The sequence below is a fragment of the Acinetobacter sp. B-6 genome (assembly GCF_056930735.1).
Window position 1 is genome coordinate 1 of sequence record NZ_JBXPBY010000025.1, and the last position, 18870, is coordinate 18870.

Annotated in this window: 16 protein-coding genes and 1 pseudogene; 7 read left to right on the forward strand and 10 right to left on the reverse strand. The window is 38.4% G+C overall.

Going from position 1 to position 18870, the window contains the following annotated elements:
• A pseudogene (locus tag AC1Z3T_RS20595) lies at positions 1-76 on the forward strand (hypothetical protein); the annotation flags it as partial.
• 315 nt (positions 77-391) lie between these two features.
• Here AC1Z3T_RS20595 and AC1Z3T_RS20600 read toward each other — a convergent pair.
• The 4 genes from AC1Z3T_RS20600 to AC1Z3T_RS20615 all read right to left on the reverse strand — a co-directional run bounded on the left by AC1Z3T_RS20600 (position 392) and on the right by AC1Z3T_RS20615 (position 5897).
• Complete coding sequence (locus AC1Z3T_RS20600) at positions 392-1717, reverse strand: alginate export family protein (protein ID WP_009583852.1); 1326 nt, start codon at positions 1715-1717, stop codon at positions 392-394.
• 25 nt (positions 1718-1742) lie between these two features.
• The gene (locus AC1Z3T_RS20605; protein WP_100885868.1) at positions 1743-3134 is read right to left on the reverse strand and encodes a purine-cytosine permease family protein; all 1392 of its coding nucleotides are present in this window, start codon (positions 3132-3134) and stop codon (positions 1743-1745) included.
• Between the two features lie 139 nt (positions 3135-3273).
• Positions 3274-4278: a CobW family GTP-binding protein gene (locus AC1Z3T_RS20610; protein ID WP_483396944.1), complete on the reverse strand. Its 1005-nt coding sequence runs from the start codon at positions 4276-4278 to the stop codon at positions 3274-3276.
• Positions 4279-4322: 44 nt separating this feature from the next.
• Complete coding sequence (locus tag AC1Z3T_RS20615; RefSeq protein WP_100885870.1) at positions 4323-5897, reverse strand: amidohydrolase; 1575 nt, start codon at positions 5895-5897, stop codon at positions 4323-4325.
• A gap of 468 nt (positions 5898-6365) precedes the next feature.
• Between AC1Z3T_RS20615 and AC1Z3T_RS20620 the strand changes: the two genes are divergently transcribed.
• A complete protein-coding gene (locus AC1Z3T_RS20620) occupies positions 6366-6692 on the forward strand; it encodes a hypothetical protein (RefSeq protein ID WP_009583854.1) in 327 nt (108 codons plus the stop codon).
• 97 nt (positions 6693-6789) lie between these two features.
• Here AC1Z3T_RS20620 and AC1Z3T_RS20625 read toward each other — a convergent pair whose 3' ends face one another.
• Positions 6790-7428, reverse strand: coding sequence for a 1-acyl-sn-glycerol-3-phosphate acyltransferase (locus tag AC1Z3T_RS20625; RefSeq protein ID WP_100885871.1), 639 nt, complete (start codon positions 7426-7428; stop codon positions 6790-6792).
• A gap of 129 nt (positions 7429-7557) precedes the next feature.
• Entirely contained in the window at positions 7558-8085 is a 528-nt protein-coding gene (locus tag AC1Z3T_RS20630; protein ID WP_228153620.1) for a hypothetical protein, read from the reverse strand.
• Positions 8086-8141: 56 nt separating this feature from the next.
• On the opposite strand from AC1Z3T_RS20630, the gene AC1Z3T_RS20635 reads away from it, so the two are divergent.
• Positions 8142-8618 carry a copper resistance protein NlpE gene (locus AC1Z3T_RS20635; protein WP_483396946.1) on the forward strand — a complete coding sequence of 159 codons (477 nt, stop codon included), beginning with the start codon at positions 8142-8144 and terminating at the stop codon, positions 8616-8618.
• A gap of 84 nt (positions 8619-8702) precedes the next feature.
• Here the strand turns inward: AC1Z3T_RS20635 and rhtC are convergent, their stop codons facing one another.
• On the reverse strand, positions 8703-9323 hold the full coding sequence (gene rhtC, locus AC1Z3T_RS20640; RefSeq protein WP_005033578.1) for a threonine export protein RhtC: 621 nt from the start codon (positions 9321-9323) through the stop codon (positions 8703-8705).
• A gap of 155 nt (positions 9324-9478) precedes the next feature.
• Positions 9479-12601 (reverse strand): DNA translocase FtsK, encoded by a 3123-nt coding sequence (locus tag AC1Z3T_RS20645; RefSeq protein ID WP_100885872.1) that lies wholly within the window; start codon positions 12599-12601, stop codon positions 9479-9481.
• 311 nt (positions 12602-12912) lie between these two features.
• On the opposite strand from AC1Z3T_RS20645, the gene trxB reads away from it, so the two are divergent.
• The 4 genes from trxB (at position 12913) to AC1Z3T_RS20665 (ending at position 17165) form a co-directional block, all read left to right on the forward strand.
• Positions 12913-13866 (forward strand): thioredoxin-disulfide reductase, encoded by a 954-nt coding sequence (trxB, locus tag AC1Z3T_RS20650; protein WP_005033583.1) that lies wholly within the window; start codon positions 12913-12915, stop codon positions 13864-13866.
• A gap of 109 nt (positions 13867-13975) precedes the next feature.
• On the forward strand, positions 13976-15526 hold the full coding sequence (locus AC1Z3T_RS20655; protein WP_005033585.1) for a class I SAM-dependent methyltransferase: 1551 nt from the start codon (positions 13976-13978) through the stop codon (positions 15524-15526).
• Positions 15527-15595: 69 nt separating this feature from the next.
• Positions 15596-16327, forward strand: a complete 732-nt coding sequence (gene aat, locus AC1Z3T_RS20660) for a leucyl/phenylalanyl-tRNA--protein transferase (RefSeq protein ID WP_005033587.1) — start codon at positions 15596-15598, stop codon at positions 16325-16327.
• A gap of 22 nt (positions 16328-16349) precedes the next feature.
• The gene (locus AC1Z3T_RS20665) at positions 16350-17165 is read left to right on the forward strand and encodes an arginyltransferase (protein WP_004829984.1); all 816 of its coding nucleotides are present in this window, start codon (positions 16350-16352) and stop codon (positions 17163-17165) included.
• 41 nt (positions 17166-17206) lie between these two features.
• Here the strand turns inward: AC1Z3T_RS20665 and rimI are convergent, their stop codons facing one another.
• Positions 17207-17665: a ribosomal protein S18-alanine N-acetyltransferase gene (rimI, locus tag AC1Z3T_RS20670; protein WP_005033592.1), complete on the reverse strand. Its 459-nt coding sequence runs from the start codon at positions 17663-17665 to the stop codon at positions 17207-17209.
• Positions 17666-17773: 108 nt separating this feature from the next.
• Positions 17774-18655 carry a metal-dependent hydrolase gene (locus AC1Z3T_RS20675; RefSeq protein ID WP_005033594.1) on the reverse strand — a complete coding sequence of 294 codons (882 nt, stop codon included), beginning with the start codon at positions 18653-18655 and terminating at the stop codon, positions 17774-17776.
• Positions 18656-18870: the final 215 nt, after the last annotated feature.

Here is an 18870-nt window from a genome sequence, read left to right on the forward strand (position 1 = left end):
CACAGGTCAGAAAACCATTATTGAATACTTGTTGAAACCATTCAATAAAGCCAAAGAAGCATTAAGAGAGCGTTAATTTTTAGATCATCAAGCATGGGTTGAAATACATCAATGGAAATAAAAAACCAATCTACGGATTGGTTTTTTATTGGGGTCTATTCTTATCTATAAGTCTTGCAATGTTAAAATAATACTATCTTGAAGCTCATCCTACTGATGAAAACATAGACGATAAATATGATTTTAACGCTGTGAATAGGGGCAACAAACGAGCTAACCATTCGACACATTTATAACGAATCATTGATGATTAAGATGACTTATTTGCTCAAACAACATGAGCAAAAATACGACAATTTAGTCACACCATAACAGCTTTATTTTTTGAACGTCAGAGACGATATTTTAAATAAATTCCAAATGCGGAAAAGTTTTTATGATCTCCAAACGCCTCTTTGGCTGCACTTTTAGGGTTAAGCCAACTATAGGATAAAGAGGTGTACAGTTTAGTTGTAGGTACCCACTCTAAATAAATACTGTACTCATCCGCAAAACGACGATTATGAACAGGTGTTCCAAAATAATTGGCTTTATCCAACGCCAACTGATAATAAATTGTTCCGAATGTAAGTTGATCATTCAATTGGGATTTAATCGAAAATTGCTGAACTTTTTCATTGCTATTGTACAAAGCATAATTTCCCGCAACATCACCCAATAACCAAGTTCCCCACCCAATATAACCTTTACTTAACGCATTCCAACTACGGCGTTGCTTATCTTGTAAATTATCATCTCCAGAAAAAAAAGAATATCGATAGCCTAATGTAGGTTGAAATGGCAAACCGTCAAAAACATAGTCAGCTTGGGTATACCAGGCATTTGCCTGATAACTCACACCATCCCCACGACCGCGTTGAATTGCATATTCACCGTTCAAAGTTAAGGCTGGAATCAGTGCTGATTTAGCATTTAATGCCCTTAAATTATAAACTTGCATTCCATCTTTAGGGGCAGCATCGGAAGAAGGAGCTTTAACTTTAAATGCAGTTAAACCCAAAGTAAGATTTTCGTTCCAATCATAATCTAGATTCGCACCATTCATTTTAAAACTGCCCAAATCATAATCTGTACCTAACGTAAACAGCTGTGCTTTTAAATTTTGCTGTTCCCATGCAAGCACTGCGGAATTGCGAAATGCAGAACGTGGAGCAATATAATAGGTTCCATCTTGATATTGATCCAAATTACCATCCATGATGATAAAACCTGTCGCAATCGAATAATTTTGCCGTCCAGCCGTCAACTTCCAGTCACCATATCCAATACCCGCATAAAGCTCCTCAACACTGGTTCGACCATCTGAACGTCGTGTGTAGCCACCGGCATCACCATCTCCAAAAGTTTGTGAAGCAACGATTGATGTACCAAGTATTAAATTTATATCTGAATCTAGCTTATAGTTCAGGTTTAAATTGGGTTTTAAATAAGCTTCTTGCCAAGTTGCTTGTTGACCTGTCATTGTCTGATCACGTAAATCGATTCGCCCACTACCAAAATTAATATGATCTGCATACAGATTGGCAGCAGTTATGGTTAATCCCAATTCTCCAGTAAGATTTCCTGATTTTATTTCATACTCAGCAACAGCTGCTAAAGGCACAAAGGAAAGTACAACAACACACAACATAGAATGAAAATAAGATGATTTTTCCATAATCAATATCTCCTTGAAATTATTTTTAGTTTTTGCTTTTGGATGGATACTCTTGAACTCCGCAGAGTTTGATGGCAACAAGATAAAAAATAGAAGTTAGAATTAACCCCACAACCCATGAAATATCAGCACCATTCAATACATGGGCAATAGAACCTGTATACAACTCTGTGGCAATAAATGGGATTTGAACAACAACCCCAAAGATGTATGCCGAGACAGCCAAAATGTTAACTTTTCCATACATCCCTCCATCTTGTAGAAAAAATGATTTCACATCATATTCACCATGCCGAACCCAGTAATAGTCCACCAAATTTACTGCTGTCCAAGGAATAAGGACGTAAATCAGTAAGAAAATAAAATTGGTAAACATCGGCAAGAAATTACTGGATGCCTTAATCCCAATCCACAATGCGATGCCAATAAAAACAAAAGAAATCAGTACTCTACCCTTCGCTGATGGAATAAATGATGGAATAAGGGTTTGAATAAAAGAGATTAAGGTCAATACACCGCAATATAAATTCATTGAATTTATGGCTGCGATTGCGATGACAAGGATAAAAATAATTCCACTGCCTATTTCTGGTACATAGTTGATCAATCCAGAAATAACATCACCATTGGGTGTCAACAATCCGATTGTGATCCCCAAGGACATGGGGATAATCGTCCCCAAAGAGCATCCCCAATAAGTTGCCCAAAATGCGGACTGAGCTCCTGTTTCTTTAGGCAGATAACGACTTGCATCAGAGACATAAGGTGCATAGGCTATTTGCCATAAAGCTGCTATCGAAAGTGAGGCAAGAAAACCAGTTGCAGAAAAAGAGTTTCTTTCAAAAAAGTCTAGCGGTAATCCATAAATAATGAATACCCATATGTAGGCCAAAACAAATCCGATCCCACAAATGACAAAGATAATTTTGGTAAAGAGGTGAATCAGCCTATAGCCAACGATAGCACCTGTCACAGCGACAATACCTGCCAGTATAATCCCGAAAGATTGACTGAATGAGGGAATAAGCAAGTTGATCGCCTGTCCTGCCAAAGTTATATTGGAGGCAAGAAAACCAACATACATGATCACCACAATTCCTAAAATCGGCAATGCGCCAAGAGATCCAAACTGTCCCTTGGTTTGAATCATTTGCGGTACACCAAGTTGAGGACCTTGAGCTGCATGTAAGGCTGCAAAAATAGCACCAATCAACGTTCCCAAAATCGTACTTAGAATCGCGGATATAAAAGATTGCTGAAAAATAATGACAGAAAGTGATCCTGTCACAAAGGTCAATAACATCAAATTCCCACCAAACCATAAGGTAAAGAGGTCCAAAGGTCGACCATGCCGTTCATTGAGTGGAATTTGCTGAATGGTATGTTGTTCAATTGAATGAACAGGTTGTTCTTGCATGATATAGCTCCTTATATAAAGGAAGATTTAAAATTTAGATTTCTTGTTTAAATTGCTTTTTTTAGAGATGTAAACTCCCCTGCGTCTCAAGTACGCATTTGAAAAATATTGAAGTGATTGGGTGAAAAAAGTTGTGCTATCAGTGCATCAGTTCAAGCACAATGTCATCAAACAAGGCTTGTATATTCTGCTGAATTGCACCTTCAAAAATAATCACAATTCTTGTTTTTGGGTCATCATCTGACCATGTATCGAGGTAAGACTCTGGAAATAAATAATGCTGTACACCATGTATTACAACAGGTCTCAAAGACTCCCTGATATGAATCAAACCTTTGATTCGGAGTAAATTCTCTCCATACAGGCGAGCGAGTTTCTGAAGAAACTGGGTTATACTCCACCAAGCTAATGGTTGATCAGCATATAAACATAAACTACTCATACCTAGGTGCAGTGATTGACCCAACTTGTTTCTCAGATGACTATTTTGTTTAAACCATTGGACCTGCGGTAAATCACGTACAATTGGATACTGTTCGCGATCAAAAATTAATGAAGCAACAGCTTCTACATCTGAAGAATCAATGATTTCAGCAGCAGCATTTAAAGCCGCTATCCCTTCAACGAAATTATGAAAGGCATGAGATAAATCGGTTTTCGTCAAAATAATCTTGTCCGCAACCACAATTTGCCGCAATCGTTCTATATGTTGCTTGGGGAGGTCGAGAGGTAATAAGCTATCCACGGTCGTAATCACTGTTTGCACACTAAATAGCATTGCTATACTTTCATCAACCAACAACTGTTTAAGCAATGGAATAGGATCAGCCATTCCCGTTGTTTCAACAATGACCCGATCAAATATCGGTATTATTTCTGCCTGGGCACGTTGATAAAGTAATTTGAGCGTCTCTGAAAATTCAGTTTTAACACTACAGCACACGCAACCACTTTTGAGTAAAACCATATCTTGATCAATCTGACCAACCAGCAGATGATCTAAACCAATTTCTCCGATTTCGTTAATGATGACAGCGGTACGCTTCATTCGTTCATCAGCCAACAAGTTTCGGAGTAAAGTTGTTTTACCACTCCCTAGAAACCCTGTCAGTAATGTCACAGGGATACGTTTTACTGCGTTCATATCTGTTCTCCCTAACCGAAATAAACAATATTTTTTAAACGGTATTAGCTGGTCCGCTGAAATACATGCTGACCTTGCAATACAGTGGTGATGACTTGAGTCGCTGCAATTTCTTCCACTGTTGACTCAAAAATATTGCGATCCAAAACAATAAAAGTTGCATCTTTACCCATTTCTAAGCTTCCAGTGCGATGGCGATGACCTATGGCAATTGCACCATTCAAAGTCATCATTTGTAGTGCCACCTCCAATGGCACACTTTCATCACCGTGTTGCAAAATGCCAGCTAAAGCTGGGAATAAATTAGGGGTTGGGGGTAATAGCCAATCCGTTCCCACCGTCATGATTGCACCAGCTTCATACAAACTTCGAAAGTCGTAGGCTTTACCTAGCGCTTGCTGATATTCAGGGATATGCCAAATTGCTGGAGACATCTCAGCAATAATGCCGAGTTCTCCAAAACGGGGACGATCTTTTAAAGACACATAATGAGCATGTGCAATATCATGAAAATGTCCTGCCTTTCGCTCGATATGATTTGCATTTTCATAATTATTCAGCGCAATACGCACCGAGCCATACCCCGTACAATGTGCCTTAATAATCAAATCTGCCTTGGTCCATTCACGGATTTTTTCAGTAAGTTCATTTGAATCAAGAAGTAAGTTATAGGTTATTGGCTGATCTGTGACTGGGTCTAAAGGTACATGACTAAAAGTAGGCGCCATAGACGTACCATCCAACATGACTTTAATACCGTTGACCATGACACGTTTTGAAGCATATTGTTCGCGCTGTGCAATGACCTGTTCATCTTCCTCACGATCACTTAAGGACACCACTTCCGCTCGCCAAGGCAGATGACAAAACAAATCCAGTGTAAGTTCCTGTGCTTCATCCAAAGTTTGCGCCGCAATCAAGAACGGACGTGTTGCCGAGGCTTCCTGCACTGAAGTTATGCCATATTGGTTACAAATACTTGCCGCCATCTTAAGCGCTTGCTTATTCTGTTCTGCACTCTCGGTAGGCGCAGCCATATATAATTTAACCCAAGCCCCTTCACGTAAGATTCCTGTGGGTTCACCAGTTAAAGGATCTTTTTCGATTTTTGCTCGTATTGTGCTGGGTGTATCACGGGTAATGCCAGCAAGCTCTAAGGCGAGACTATTTGCCATAACGTTATGAAATGAGAAATCATGTATGACAATTGGTACATCAGGAATGACTTGATCTAGCCACTCACGTGTCAATATCTCTGCCGTAAAAATTAATGGATTGTAAAGACCTGCAAAAATCCATGTCCTTTCTGAAGCATATTTTGCCCAGTATGCTTTGAGCTGTTGTGCCAGTTCATCTAATGTTTGGGGATCATTTAATTCGCAAGAATATTCCAAGCGACGCAATGCTGCTTTTAAAAGATGAGTATGCGCATCATGTATACCCGGCATAACCATTTTTCCTGCTAAATCATAGTGCTCTGCACCCTCAGCCAAAGCCAAGAGTTCATCTTGATCACCTATTGCTAAAATTTTACCCGCCTTGACCCACATGGCTTCCGCCCAAGGTTGTGATTCATTCACGGTATAAATTTTTGTATTGTAGTAAACAATATTACTCATTGTTTTATCCCTGCTTATGCTCAATGAATATTCAGCTCAAATTTCTGAAAAAGTCATAAATACATATTCATCAAAAAGCTTTTCCGTTTTTCACAGCTAATCTTTTATGTGTATTGCTTATTTTTTATACTCCACGGCAACCATATAAGTAATTCTTAAAAATTGATGTAGATGTTCTGAATTTTCAAAGTAACTCATCAATCATGTTTTACTGAGTCAAAATCTGTACTTAATCGGGTGTGAGATAAAATGCAAAAATTAACCGATAGATGCCTGTTTCTCTTCATCCATTTCAAAGTGGTATTGTTGACAATGATGCATTGAATAATTACTTAAACTATCGCGCCAAGCTGGCTGTCGTTTTATTCACCAATTACCCATCCAATTCCGACGATTGTTCAATTTCAATCTATTTTTAATTAGGGATTCATCTTAAAATTTCGCATCTCTTTTTGTTATATGTCTACAATGAAAGCCTTTTTATTATTCAGTGTCATTATTCTCTTGGCTGGATGTGCACTGGGTACATCTCGTGAAATAAAAACGGCTGAAAAAATTCTCAACCAATTTCAATGTAACAATATAGAAACCGCTGAACTCAATCATAGTGCTATTAATCTTTATCACGAGCATTCACTTGCTGTGAGTAAAGAAAAAGCCACAGAATACATTGAACGTTATAAGTCAGGAGAGGAATTATTTAAAATTCCTTTAGATGAAGTGGTTCAACAGCAATACGATATTTATAAGACTGCATGTGAATCACTTGGTGGTGTGCAAACGGAAAAGCACTAATTATTTGGGACAAGTAAAAATAGGGAATAATTAAAACGCTTATTCCCATGAAATCACGTCCAACAGATTGTATTTATTATTTTAGCTAAGTTGTCGATTAAAACTCAGCTTTTTGCATAAATCTCGTATCCACACTAAATAAATCTGGATGTTTGGGATTAATCTGCGCATAAAATGCCATAATTTCAGCCATATCCTGCTGATAGTCTCCTGTCGGATATACAATTTTACCAATACCCGTTTTTTTGTTTGCATAATCCATATATGCCAATGCAATTGGCACACCTGCATTCATCGCCACATGATAGAAGCCAGTTTTCCAGTGTTCCTGTTTAGAACGCGTTCCCTCTGGCGTGACTAGCATCACCAATTTAGAATGGCTTTTAAATAAATCGCTCATCAACTGAACCATGCTTGGACGAGCTTCACCGTCTTTCTTAGGACGGCGATCAATACCAATTCCGCCCATTGCACGGACAAAAGGTCCAAAAGGCAATTTCATATAGCTATCTTTGATGGTAATACGAACATGAACACCCAATGCTTTGAGTGCTAAACGTGCATAGAGTGCATCCCAATTGCTGGTATGTGGAGCAGCGATCATAACGCATTGATCAATGTTTAAATCCCAATGGTTATCGATTTGCCACCCCATCCATCCCAAACTTCGCTCAGCTAATTTTTCGAACACCCTACGCCCCAACAGATAAAATTTGCGCAGGATTGTAGCAATCATCATCCTAGATAAAAATGCAAATCGCCTATAAAACAAGCGATTAATATATAAATGTATAAAAATAATTAAAAGCTAAACTTGTCAGTAAATTATCCAAATTAAATCAATTTTGCAAAAAATTTGCATATATCAATTTTTAACTGAATTAAAATACTGAATCCAATGTAATTCACGACAATGATTATCAAAATGAATTTTTTGCGGATGAATATTTTTATTTGATTGGTGAATGACTTGATACTCGATCCAACTTTCCAAACATGCTTCCACTTCAAAAAGCTGATTGTCCTGTTCTATAGTGTGTTTTAGTTGAGTTCCATCAATAAAGGTATAGATTTTAGTGGTCTGAGTAAATGTTATATCATTCAAACGCTTTTGTTCAGACTGTTCAACCACATGTTGTATTTTGAGTTGGTCATGATGTGTTTCTTGATTACTTTGCATATCATAAATACAAGCAACATATTCAGCCAAATGAGTCATAACTTTAAATAACACCACCACAATAGAACCAACATAGTAGCTCAACTTGAGTAAGCAGACTACATTGCACTGCATTTCCTTACATAATTCACATTTCTTATCAGTGAGATAGCTTATATTCTTAGGATCTGTTGACATTTCAACCATGCCTTGCGTTATTGGTTCAAATGACATAAACAAAACATGATATAAAAACTTATCTATTTAGGTGATACGATGAAAAAACACTCTTGGTTATTTCACTATTAGGGTTAACTTTAAGTGCTTGTTCTAAACCGACTCATCAAGCATCTGAAGATATTCAAACAACTGCACAAACTCAAGCTGCTGCATCTCATGAAGCAGCAACACCAACAATTGACTCTGAACACAATGCACAAAATAGTTTGGACTGGGCGGGCGAATATACTGGCTTACTACCATGTGCTGATTGCTCAGGAATTAAAACCAAACTGATTCTCAAATCAGATCATACTTACGAATTGATTGAAGAATATGAAGGGGTTAAAGGTGAAGGCAAACCATTTAAAACTCAAGGCAGTTTTAGCTTTGATGAGTCAGGATCGATTATCGGTCTAGATAAAAACGCCGATGGACGTAAATACTTCGTGGGTGAAAATATACTCGAAGCACGTCGTTTTGATACAGGCGAAAAAATTGAAGGTCCAAATGCCGAGCTATATCAGTTAAGCAAAACAGCTGAATAACCAATCAATCGCTGAAGATGTATTCAGTGTTCACATGATAAAAAAAACCTGCTGAAGCAGGTTTTTTATCTATGCACGATAAGATCAATGATTGCCTATCAAATAAATCCCAAACAATGTAAAGATTCCACCAGACACACCATCAATCCATTTTGCGGCACTTTGATAAGCTGCTTTAAAGCTTGGCAATGAAAAGACAAAAGCCACAAAGCTGAACCAAATTAAAGTCTCAATTGACACAATGACAAATAATAATGAATGTAATCCATCTAAATTTGGATTTGCTAAAAAGATAGAAAAAACACTACCAAAATAAATCACCGCTTTAGGATTAGATAAATTGGTTAAAAAACCTTTGAGAAAAAAGCGGAAGTTGCTTTGCGGCAACTCAAAATGATGTTGAGTTGTCATCACTTTTTTACTCAATGCAGATTTCAACATTTGATAGCCAAGCCAACACAAATAAATTCCACCCACCACCAAAATGACATGTCGAAGCCAAGCCATTTTTTCAAAAATAATATTCAACCCCATCAGTGCGAAGAATGCCCAGAACATCACGCCTGCGGTGATTCCAAGCACGACAAAGATAGATTGCTTTCTTGAACGACTTATTGCTGTTTGAGAAACGAGGAAAAAATCTGGACCTGGGGTGATGAGTGCACAAAAATGAATAAAGATTAAAGTGCTTAATGCAATCAACATTTGCTAAATTCCATTTAAAGATGGCTGTTTTATATTAGTGTGAAAATTCATGTTTTACCACACATGTATTTCAGCTTTTTATGCGAAGTATAATTGAAATTTTTTATATAATAGTGAAGTTGCAATCGGTCGAAACCCATTGCAACTTGATCGAGTTAGACCAGAATATCCCGTTTACCGTTAGGTCCTTGTTCGCTGACAATGCCCTGCTCTTGCATTTGATCGACAATACGTGCAGCACGGTTATAACCTAAGCTAAACTTACGTTGTAACGATGATACTGATACCTTGCGGGTTTCCAATACAAAGGAAACACATTGGTCATACAGTGCATCACGGTTTGGATCACCATCCCCGTCCTCAAAACCACGTGAGGTCGGTTCCTCATCAAATGGGGTAAGAATTTCATCGATATAATTTGGCTCACCACGTTCACGCCACGCATCACAAATGCGGTTTACTTCATCATCGGAAATAAATGCACCATGCACACGTTCGGGATCAATTTTACCCGGCCCGAGGAAGAGCATGTCACCGTGACCGAGCAAATCTTCTGCACCACCACCATCAAGAATTGTGCGTGAATCAATTTTACTGTTTACGCGTAATGCTACACGGGTTGGAATGTTGGCTTTAATTAAGCCTGTAATTACGTCTACAGACGGACGTTGTGTCGCTAGCAGTAAATGAATACCAGCCGCACGTGACTTTTGCGCCAGACGTGTGATCATCTCTTCTGCCTTTTTGCCCACCTGCATGATCATGTCTGCAAATTCATCCGCCACAATCACAATAGATGGGAGAGGTTGCAAACGTGGTGCGCGTTCCTGCGTAGCAGAATCACTGGCTTTCCACGTTGGGTCAATCAAGTCCTCGCCATTGGCAATAGCTTCTTCAACTTTACGGTTATAGTCCGCCAGTTTACGAATCTTCAAGAATGACATCAGTTTATAACGACGTTCCATCTCATTTACACACCAGTTCAAAGCACTTACAGCATCTTTCATGTCTGTAACAACAGGGGTCAATAAATGAGGAATATCATTATAATTTGCCAATTCTAATTGCTTAGGGTCAATTAAAATCAAACGTAATTGGTCTGGCGTATATTTCAATAACATCGATAAAATCATCGAGTTAACTGCAACCGACTTACCCGAACCCGTTGTCCCTGCAACCAGCATATGGGGGGCTTTACCTAAATCAGTAATCACTGGATTACCTGAAATATCTTTACCCATTGCCATTGAAAGCAAACCGTTTGGATCTCTAAAAGCAGGAGTTTCAAGCAACTCAATCAAACGCACCATTTCACGGCTGCTATTGGGCACTTCAATGCCGATATACGGTTTACCTGGAATAACTTCAACAACACGCACCGAAGCCATAGACATTGAACGTGCTAAATCTCGTGAAATATTGGTGACTTTGGAAGCTTTAACGCCTGGTGCAAGATCCAACTCAAAACGTGTTACTACAGGTCCAGGTTGTGCTTCAATGACTTTTGCTTTGACATTGAATTCTTGTAGTTTAATTTCTAGCAATTCAGATAAACGTGAAAGTTGTTCAGCTGTAAAGTTAACCTTTTTATTTGGATCAACTTTATCCAATAACTCAAAGCCTGGCAAAGTAGGTAAATCACGACGCTTTTGGGCAACCTGCATTGCTCGTGACATTGGTCGACCAAAAGCGTCTGTAAGCGGTGCATCTAAGTCGAAGTCATCTTCAAGTTCTGCAAACTCAGTCTGCAATTCATCTTGAGGTTTACCTGCTGTTTCTTGCCACGCCTCCCTAAACGCATCTTTATCGGAAGAAATCAGAGATTTCTCTTCTTCGCTCACCAAAGTTGATGCTGCTAAATGAGTTTGAATATTGGCACGGGTAAACGGCGAAGATTGGGCATAACTAATGGTGGTTCTTGCCTCAGCCGTTGTTCTAGGCTCAATGGAAGACTGCTCTGAATGCGTTATATCATGTGCTTCAGCAAATGGATCATCAGCAAGTGAAGCAAGTTCATCCAGTTCATGGGCTAAACCTGATGTTGTCACAACAGTCGGTGCAGTCGCTCCAGCAACATTGGCAAAACTCGTGGTGGGCTGAATTGTATCTGTAGATTCAACTTGCGTATGTGCTGTATTGGCATTGAATGGTGTATGAATATCTGTTGCAGTTTGCCCATTCGGAACAACAGATAATAATTCATCAAAAACTTGATCATCATCCCAGTCAAGTGATGATTTTTGTTTTGTCTCCACATGACTTACTGATGTATGTGCATGCGGTAAATGATCAGGATATTTATTTTCAGTTTGATCTTCTGAAGCTCTTAATAATGCATCTATATCACGATTGTGATCTTGATCTTGATTCAGTGCTTTCCATACTTCACCAGATGAAACCGTACGTTGACTGTCTTGTTCTAAACGATGCGCCTTTTCTAAAGTGCGTTCCAAGGTTTCATCATCGATATCATCTCGATCAAAGTGAGTCTCTTGATGAGCTTTATGTTCTTGTTCAATCATGTCATCAAACAAACGCTCAGCCGTTTGATTATGTTTAGTATTTTTAACAATTAAATGTTCTTTAGGCTGTTGCTCTTGATCAGCTTCAGTAAATTCTGCCTGTGCTGTAATCGGCTCAGCTTTATGCGAATGCACTTTATTCTTTTGTGGTGAAGTTAAATCATAGGCTGACTCACTTTCAGGCACATTTTTATAAAATAAATCTTGTAAATATGCAGGTGTGGCTTTCAACATTGCCCATGTTTTATTCCATTGGATTCCAAAAGCCAAAGTAAATAACACAATGAGTAAAATCAGGATAAAAATTACAGCACCATAGATGGTCATCAGTTGAGATAGACTTTCACCTAATTCATAGCCAATAATCCCACCCGAGGCATTTGCCAATGTATCTGCAGGCACATTCCATAACAAATACAATAAACTCGATGTCGCCAGCAAAATGAAAAATTGAGCAGCATAACGAAATGGACGACTCACAAAGCTTCGTGGCCACCATACTTGTATGGCTTCAATAAACATAAATACAGGGATAAGTAGACTTGCCCAACCTAAGAAACCAAACAATAAATCAGCAATCCAAGCACCTGCAACACCACTGGCATTTGAAACCTGTTGTGTATCACTGGAAATATGCATCCAACCTGGATCAAATGGGGTATAAGTCACTGTTGCAAGGAACAGATAGATCCCAAATGAAATCAAGAATATTGTTGTTAAAAAGCGCTGTGCATAAACATTTGACACCGCAGTCATATACGATCCTGTAACCAATTATTCAAATTACTCTTTTCTGAAGCTTTTAAGCTTTTCTTGAGAGAAGAAATTTTTATATTATGCACCTGTTCTTAAAAAAAAGATGCACTATTATTTACTTGTGTTGTAAAGCATTGTTAGAAATTTAAAGTTTTATTTGCATGAAAATGCTCAACAAACTTATTTCGTCTTTCTATATAGCTCAATTCGATTTAGATGATCAATATTATCGACATTGAAGCCACACAACTTTGACCAAGTTTCACGTATAATTCGAGCAATTGCTATATTTTTTATAAAAAGGATGACTTATGAGCGCTCGTCACTCTCGGTTGATTATTCTCGGTTCTGGTCCTGCGGGTTATAGTGCGGCAGTATATGCAGCACGCGCCAACTTAAAGCCAACATTGATTGCCGGTATGCAGTTGGGTGGTCAATTAACCACGACGACTGATGTTGAAAACTGGCCGGGCGATGCTGAAGGTTTAACAGGTCCTGCATTGATGGAACGTATGCAAGCCCATGCTGAACGTTTTGGTACTGAAATACTCTACGATCACATCAATGAAGTTGATTTGAAAGTGCGTCCATTCGTTCTCAAAGGCGACATGGATGAATACACCTGTGATGCTTTAATTATTGCGACTGGTGCAACAGCACAATACTTAGGTTTAGAGTCAGAACAAGCCTATATGGGTCAAGGTGTCAGTGCATGTGCAACTTGTGATGGTTTCTTTTACAAAAACCAAAAAGTCATGGTTGTGGGTGGCGGTAATACTGCGGTCGAAGAAGCATTATATCTTTCCAACATCGCATCACATGTAACGCTTGTACACCGTCGTGACAAATTGCGCTCAGAAAAAATTCTTCAAGATCATCTCAATGAGAAAGTTAAAGAAGGAAAAATTTCGATCATCTGGAACCATCAGGTTGAAGAAGTTCTCGGTGACAGCAACTCAGGCGTAACTTCTGTACGTCTTAAATCAACCCAAGATGACTCATTACAAGACGTTGATGTTTCAGGTCTGTTTGTTGCGATTGGTCATAAACCAAATACTGCGATGTTTGAAGATCAACTTGAATTGCGTAATGGCTATATCCAAGTCCGCAGTGGTACAGCAGGTAATGCAACAGCAACATCTGTTGCAGGTGTATTTGCTGCAGGTGATGTGGCTGATGATGTGTATCGTCAAGCAATTACTTCGGCAGGTTCAGGCTGTATGGCTGCACTTGACGCAGACCGTTATTTAGATGGCTTAGAATAATTTCATTATTTTTGTAAAAACAAACCGCCTACATGGCGGTTTGTCTATTTTTGATTTATAAATAAACAAGATCAATGATTTTAAATAAATATCAATTATAGGAAAAAAGATGACAACAACGTGGACCGATGGCTACCAGACTGAAGTAAATTACACCTATGGCTACTACAAAGATCTTAGCCCCAATTATCAGAAATTTTGTTTACTACTCAATGGTGTAGATTGCCCACCTGCAAAAGATGATCATAAACATTGTGAACTCGGTTTTGGACAAGGGGTCAGTCTGAATATCCATGCCACTTCTAGTTTCGGCTTATTTTTTGGTACTGACTTCAACCCTGCACATGCAGCACATGCCAATGTTTTGGCTGAACAAACGCAAGTTCCGCACCATTTTTATGATGCCAGTTTTGAAGAATTATTGAATAAAGATCTACCGATGTTTGACTCCATCAGCCTGCATGGTATTTGGAGTTGGATCAGTCATGAAAACCAACATATTATTTTACAGTTCATCCGAAAATTTTTAAGCCCAAACGGGATTGTCTATATCAGTTATAATTGCTTAACGGGTTGGGCAGCCAATATGCCGATTCGAGAGTTATTTCATAGTCATTTTAAATTTAACAGCACCAGCACCAACCCACTGCAAAAAGTAAATGACTCACTTGAGTTCAGTGAAGCCTTACTCACTCAAAATCCGTTATTTGCACAACGAAATCCCAATGCACTCAATAAAGTTCAAGACCTCAAAAAACAAAATCCCAATTATTTGGTTCATGAATATCTCAATCAAGATTGGCAATGTTTTTCATTTCAACAAGTGGTACGAATCCTAGAAGAAATTAAACTGACCTATGCAGGTTCAACTGATTTAAATACCCATTTAGATAATATTAATTTTAGTGATCAACACCAGCAGTTTTTAAATACCATTGAGCATCCGATCTTTAAAGAACAATGTAGAGATTACTTTGCCAACACTCAATTTAGAAAAGATCTTTTTATTCGTGGTAAAAATACCCTCACCCCACTCGAAATTCAACATCGTCTGAGAAATACAGCTTTTGTGCTATTGATTGCACCTGAAAAGCTACCTACCACTATTGCTGGCTACTTAGGTGAATTTGATTTGCTCCAAGAAGTTTACCAACCTTTAGGCGCACACTTTAAAAATTCTGACTATCAGCCACAAACCCTTGCTCAACTCGAACAAGTCATGCCTGATATTACCTATGCCAAACTGTTAAATGCGCTGGTGATCTTGTGTCACTTAGGTTTAGCTCAGCCATGTCAGCACCAATTATCTGACGAAACAATACAACAAGCACAAAAGTTAAATCACTACTTCCTCGAACAAGCCAGTTATCATACCAATTATCAGGTTTTGGCATGCCCACTAACTGGAATTGGTATCCCAAGTGATCAGTTTACTCAACTTTTCTATCGTGCCCATTTTGTTGATGGTTTAAATTCTGCATCAGAGTTTGCTCAATATGTTTGGGATGTCCTCACACAATTAAGATGGTTGGTCTTGGATAAACAAGGGCAGCCTGTTTCTGACACTGAAACCAGCCTGAAAATTATTGAAGAAAAAGCACAGTTCTTTTTAGACAGCGATAAACTCAAAATTGCTCAACAATTGAAACTTTTTGCATAGCTTCTATTTAGACATCTCTATTCAAGATCAGCTAAGATAAAGCTGATCTTTTTTTATTGATGATATTCCGTGAACTCATTAGCACCTTCACAATTTATTTTCCCCGATCCAATAGAAGCTGATCCAGACGAACAAGGTTTAATTTGTATTGGCGCAGATTTAGATCCATCAACACTCTACGAAGCCTATACCCATGGTTTGTTTCCGTGGTTTTCTGAAGGTGAGCCGATTTGCTGGTGGAGCCCTGAACCAAGATGTATTATTCGTCCTCAAGACTATAAGCCCAGCAAATCACTGCTGCGCAACATGAAAAAGTTTGATTATCAAATCACCATTAATCATGCTTTTGAACAGGTCATTCGTTCGTGTTCACTGCCCCGTCAATATGCCGATGAAACCTGGATTTCTGAAGAAATTATTCAAGGTTACTGTCAGCTTTTTCAGGCGGGTTATGCGTATAGTGTTGAAGTTTGGGACCAAGACAAAATTGTTGGTGGGCTTTATGGGGTCAGTATTGGGCACGGTTGTTTTGGTGAGTCCATGTTCAGCACACAAACGGATGTCTCTAAAATGGCGTTTTATACACTGATGCTCTTAGGTCGCGAAAATGATTTGCCATGGATTGACTGTCAGCTAGTCAATGATCACTTAATCAGCTTAGGTGCTTGCACACTTTCTCGCCATGAATATCTTAAATCGTTACAAGATGTAATAAAACAGCCCCCTATAGATTGGAAAAGTTATCAAGAGCGTGTATTTTCAAGTAAAACAATAGCGAATTTTTCGCGCTTAATGGAATGACAATAAAAGGAGGGGCTGATTTATGAATTCTTATCATCCTAAGTCCCTATTGAACGACTTACAGTACTATATTACTCCACCCCATGATTGCAGCTATCTAGAAAATAAATCTGCACGTATGGTTTTTCTCGATCCTGTACATCGCATTGATGTGGTCACGCTTTCTGAATTATCACGCGTGGGTTTTAGACGCAGTGGTGACTTTGTTTATCGCCCTGAATGCCATCTGTGTCGTCAATGTTTATCTTGCCGCGTCCCCGTTGCTGAATTTCAAATGAACAGTGCGCAAAAAAAAGCATGGAAACGCAATCAAGATCTCACAGTAAAAATTATTTCCACTCAAGAGGCGAGCCAAATACATTATCAGCTTTATGAACGTTATATTATTGAACGTCATGCTGATGGTGATATGTTCCCTCCGAGCTATGATCAATTTGAAAAATTCTTGATCCACAGCTGTACCAATAGTTTCTTTCTTGAACTGTGGAAAGATGATCGTTTAATCAGTGTGTCTACCTGTGATCAATTGGATGATGGTGTCTCTGCGGTCTATACCTTCTTTGATCCAAGTGAAAGCAAACGCTCACTTGGCGTTTTTGCGATACTAAAGCAAATCGAATATGTTAAATCGTTGAGCTTGGATTATGTCTATTTAGGCTATTGGGTTCCACATGCCAACAAAATGAATTACAAATCCCAATATGCCCCATTTGAATTGTTACTAGACGGACAATGGCGTCGTATCAATCGACATTTGGACGCCAAAGAAATTCAAGAGTTAGGCGATATGTTAATGACCACACTCCCTTCTGAGTGGAACGAGCCAATTATTAAATAATCGGCTTGAGCTGTTATTTAAACTATTTTTGTTAAATCATTTTATTTAAATAACTTCGAAAAATCATCACTACATGTTTTGACCATAATGATGGCATGCTCACGGCTACCATCTTTATTGGGATAGTAGTTTTTGCGCAAATCAATCTGATGAAAGCCAGATTTTTCGTACAATGCGATTGCTGCTTGATTTGACTCACGAACTTCAAGAAAGATTTGTACAGGATTATTTTTTAACAAGGTTATCGATTCCTCTAACAGTTGATAACCTAACCCTCTCCCCTGCTGACTTGGATGAATAGCCATGAGTAATAGATTTGCCTCATCTAGCACAGGTTGCAAAATACAAAAACCAACAACTTGATGGTTCTGTTCAATTACCGTGCTCACATAGCTTGTGATGGACTCCTCGAATTGACTTATTTTCCAAGGATGGCTTTGTACTTGATTTTCAATTTCAGCCACAACATGTAAATCTGAAGCTTGCATTAAACGAATCATCTTCGTTCATTAACTCAATATAAAAAATGAATTATATGTAATTTATACAATTAGTCGAATAAAAAAGAGCAACAAATGTTGCTCTTAGATAATGCTCTCAATGAAACATTAAAGCCCTAATTTTGCTTTCCATGTTTCAAGCAAACTAACTGTATCTAAATCATTTGGATGAAATCCAGGTTTAAAGTAAGCCAACATCTCTTTGGTCATGCCTGTAATAATGCCTTTTGAGGGGCTATAAGCATATTTATAAATGATGCCGAGCTCTTTTAGATTAAGCTTTCCATCCTCTTTTAATAGACGTACAACAAATGAGGATTGCGCCATAAAGATCAGTACCATTGAAACCACCAAGGCTGTTGTACGTAATCCATAAGCTTTAATGCCTTTACCAAAGACCGCTTCATACACATCAAAAGCCACCGCTTTATGCTCATTTTCCTCTACCGCATGCCAATACCACATATATGACATGGTTGGATCGGTCATGAGCTTTTGAATATGTTCATTTATCAATAGTTGAGAGGCTATCGTGGCAGTAAAGTGTTCTAATGCTGTTGTCGCAGTCAAATCAACCATTTCTTGAGTCATGCCAAATGGTTTAACAACTCTTGCAAACCATTTTCGTGCACCTTGAATAAGCGCACCTGTTTCACGTTCATACTTCTCAACATCGTGTCCAAATCGTTTTGCGGATGCATTAAAGTTTTCATGCTCTTTGGTGTGCATGGCTTCTTGACCAATAAAAGCACTGATTTCTTTTTGCAATGCTTGATTGTCTTTAATTGCTGGGTGATAACGCACTGCGCGTACAGAATCAATAAATAACTTTTCACCATCTGGGAACAAAGCAGATAATGCCGTCATGAAATGTGTAATACCTGCAGAGTCATTTGCCCAGTATTCAGGTACATCGTCAAAATTAAAATCCATACGACGTACAGGGAAGGTTGCACCAGCACGGTTTGAAATATTCACTTTTGCATTCATTGCAGTTACTCCTATTAAGCGAGATATCACTTAAATTCTTTATGTTTGTTTTTCTCTTTCTTTATCTTACTTTTTTATAATTTTTGGATAATTGCAGATTAGGTCACACAAATATCAGTTAAGGACAGCTTTAGACTGTAATTGTCTGACAATTTATAGGTTTTGTTTTAGCCATAAAAAAAGCGCCCCATAGGAGCGCTTTTTTATACACAATC

Excerpts from the sequence above, each read along its gene's own strand:
- rhtC (WP_005033578.1), bottom strand. The coding sequence starts at position 9,323 with ATGTTGATTGCATTAAGCACTTTAATCTTTATTCATTTTTGTGCACTC.
- AC1Z3T_RS20665 (WP_004829984.1), top strand. The coding sequence starts at position 16,350 with ATGAATTCTTATCATCCTAAGTCCCTATTGAACGACTTACAGTACTAT.
- rimI (WP_005033592.1), bottom strand. The coding sequence starts at position 17,665 with ATGATTCGTTTAATGCAAGCTTCAGATTTACATGTTGTGGCTGAAATT.
- AC1Z3T_RS20675 (WP_005033594.1), bottom strand. The coding sequence starts at position 18,655 with ATGAATGCAAAAGTGAATATTTCAAACCGTGCTGGTGCAACCTTCCCT.
- AC1Z3T_RS20615 (WP_100885870.1), bottom strand. The coding sequence starts at position 5,897 with ATGAGTAATATTGTTTACTACAATACAAAAATTTATACCGTGAATGAA.
- AC1Z3T_RS20655 (WP_005033585.1), top strand. The coding sequence starts at position 13,976 with ATGACAACAACGTGGACCGATGGCTACCAGACTGAAGTAAATTACACC.
- AC1Z3T_RS20600 (WP_009583852.1), bottom strand. The coding sequence starts at position 1,717 with ATGGAAAAATCATCTTATTTTCATTCTATGTTGTGTGTTGTTGTACTT.
- AC1Z3T_RS20605 (WP_100885868.1), bottom strand. The coding sequence starts at position 3,134 with ATGCAAGAACAACCTGTTCATTCAATTGAACAACATACCATTCAGCAA.
- AC1Z3T_RS20645 (WP_100885872.1), bottom strand. The coding sequence starts at position 12,601 with ATGACTGCGGTGTCAAATGTTTATGCACAGCGCTTTTTAACAACAATA.
- AC1Z3T_RS20630 (WP_228153620.1), bottom strand. The coding sequence starts at position 8,085 with ATGTCATTTGAACCAATAACGCAAGGCATGGTTGAAATGTCAACAGAT.
- AC1Z3T_RS20625 (WP_100885871.1), bottom strand. The coding sequence starts at position 7,428 with ATGATTGCTACAATCCTGCGCAAATTTTATCTGTTGGGGCGTAGGGTG.
- AC1Z3T_RS20610 (WP_483396944.1), bottom strand. The coding sequence starts at position 4,278 with ATGAACGCAGTAAAACGTATCCCTGTGACATTACTGACAGGGTTTCTA.
- trxB (WP_005033583.1), top strand. The coding sequence starts at position 12,913 with ATGAGCGCTCGTCACTCTCGGTTGATTATTCTCGGTTCTGGTCCTGCG.
- AC1Z3T_RS20620 (WP_009583854.1), top strand. The coding sequence starts at position 6,366 with ATGAAAGCCTTTTTATTATTCAGTGTCATTATTCTCTTGGCTGGATGT.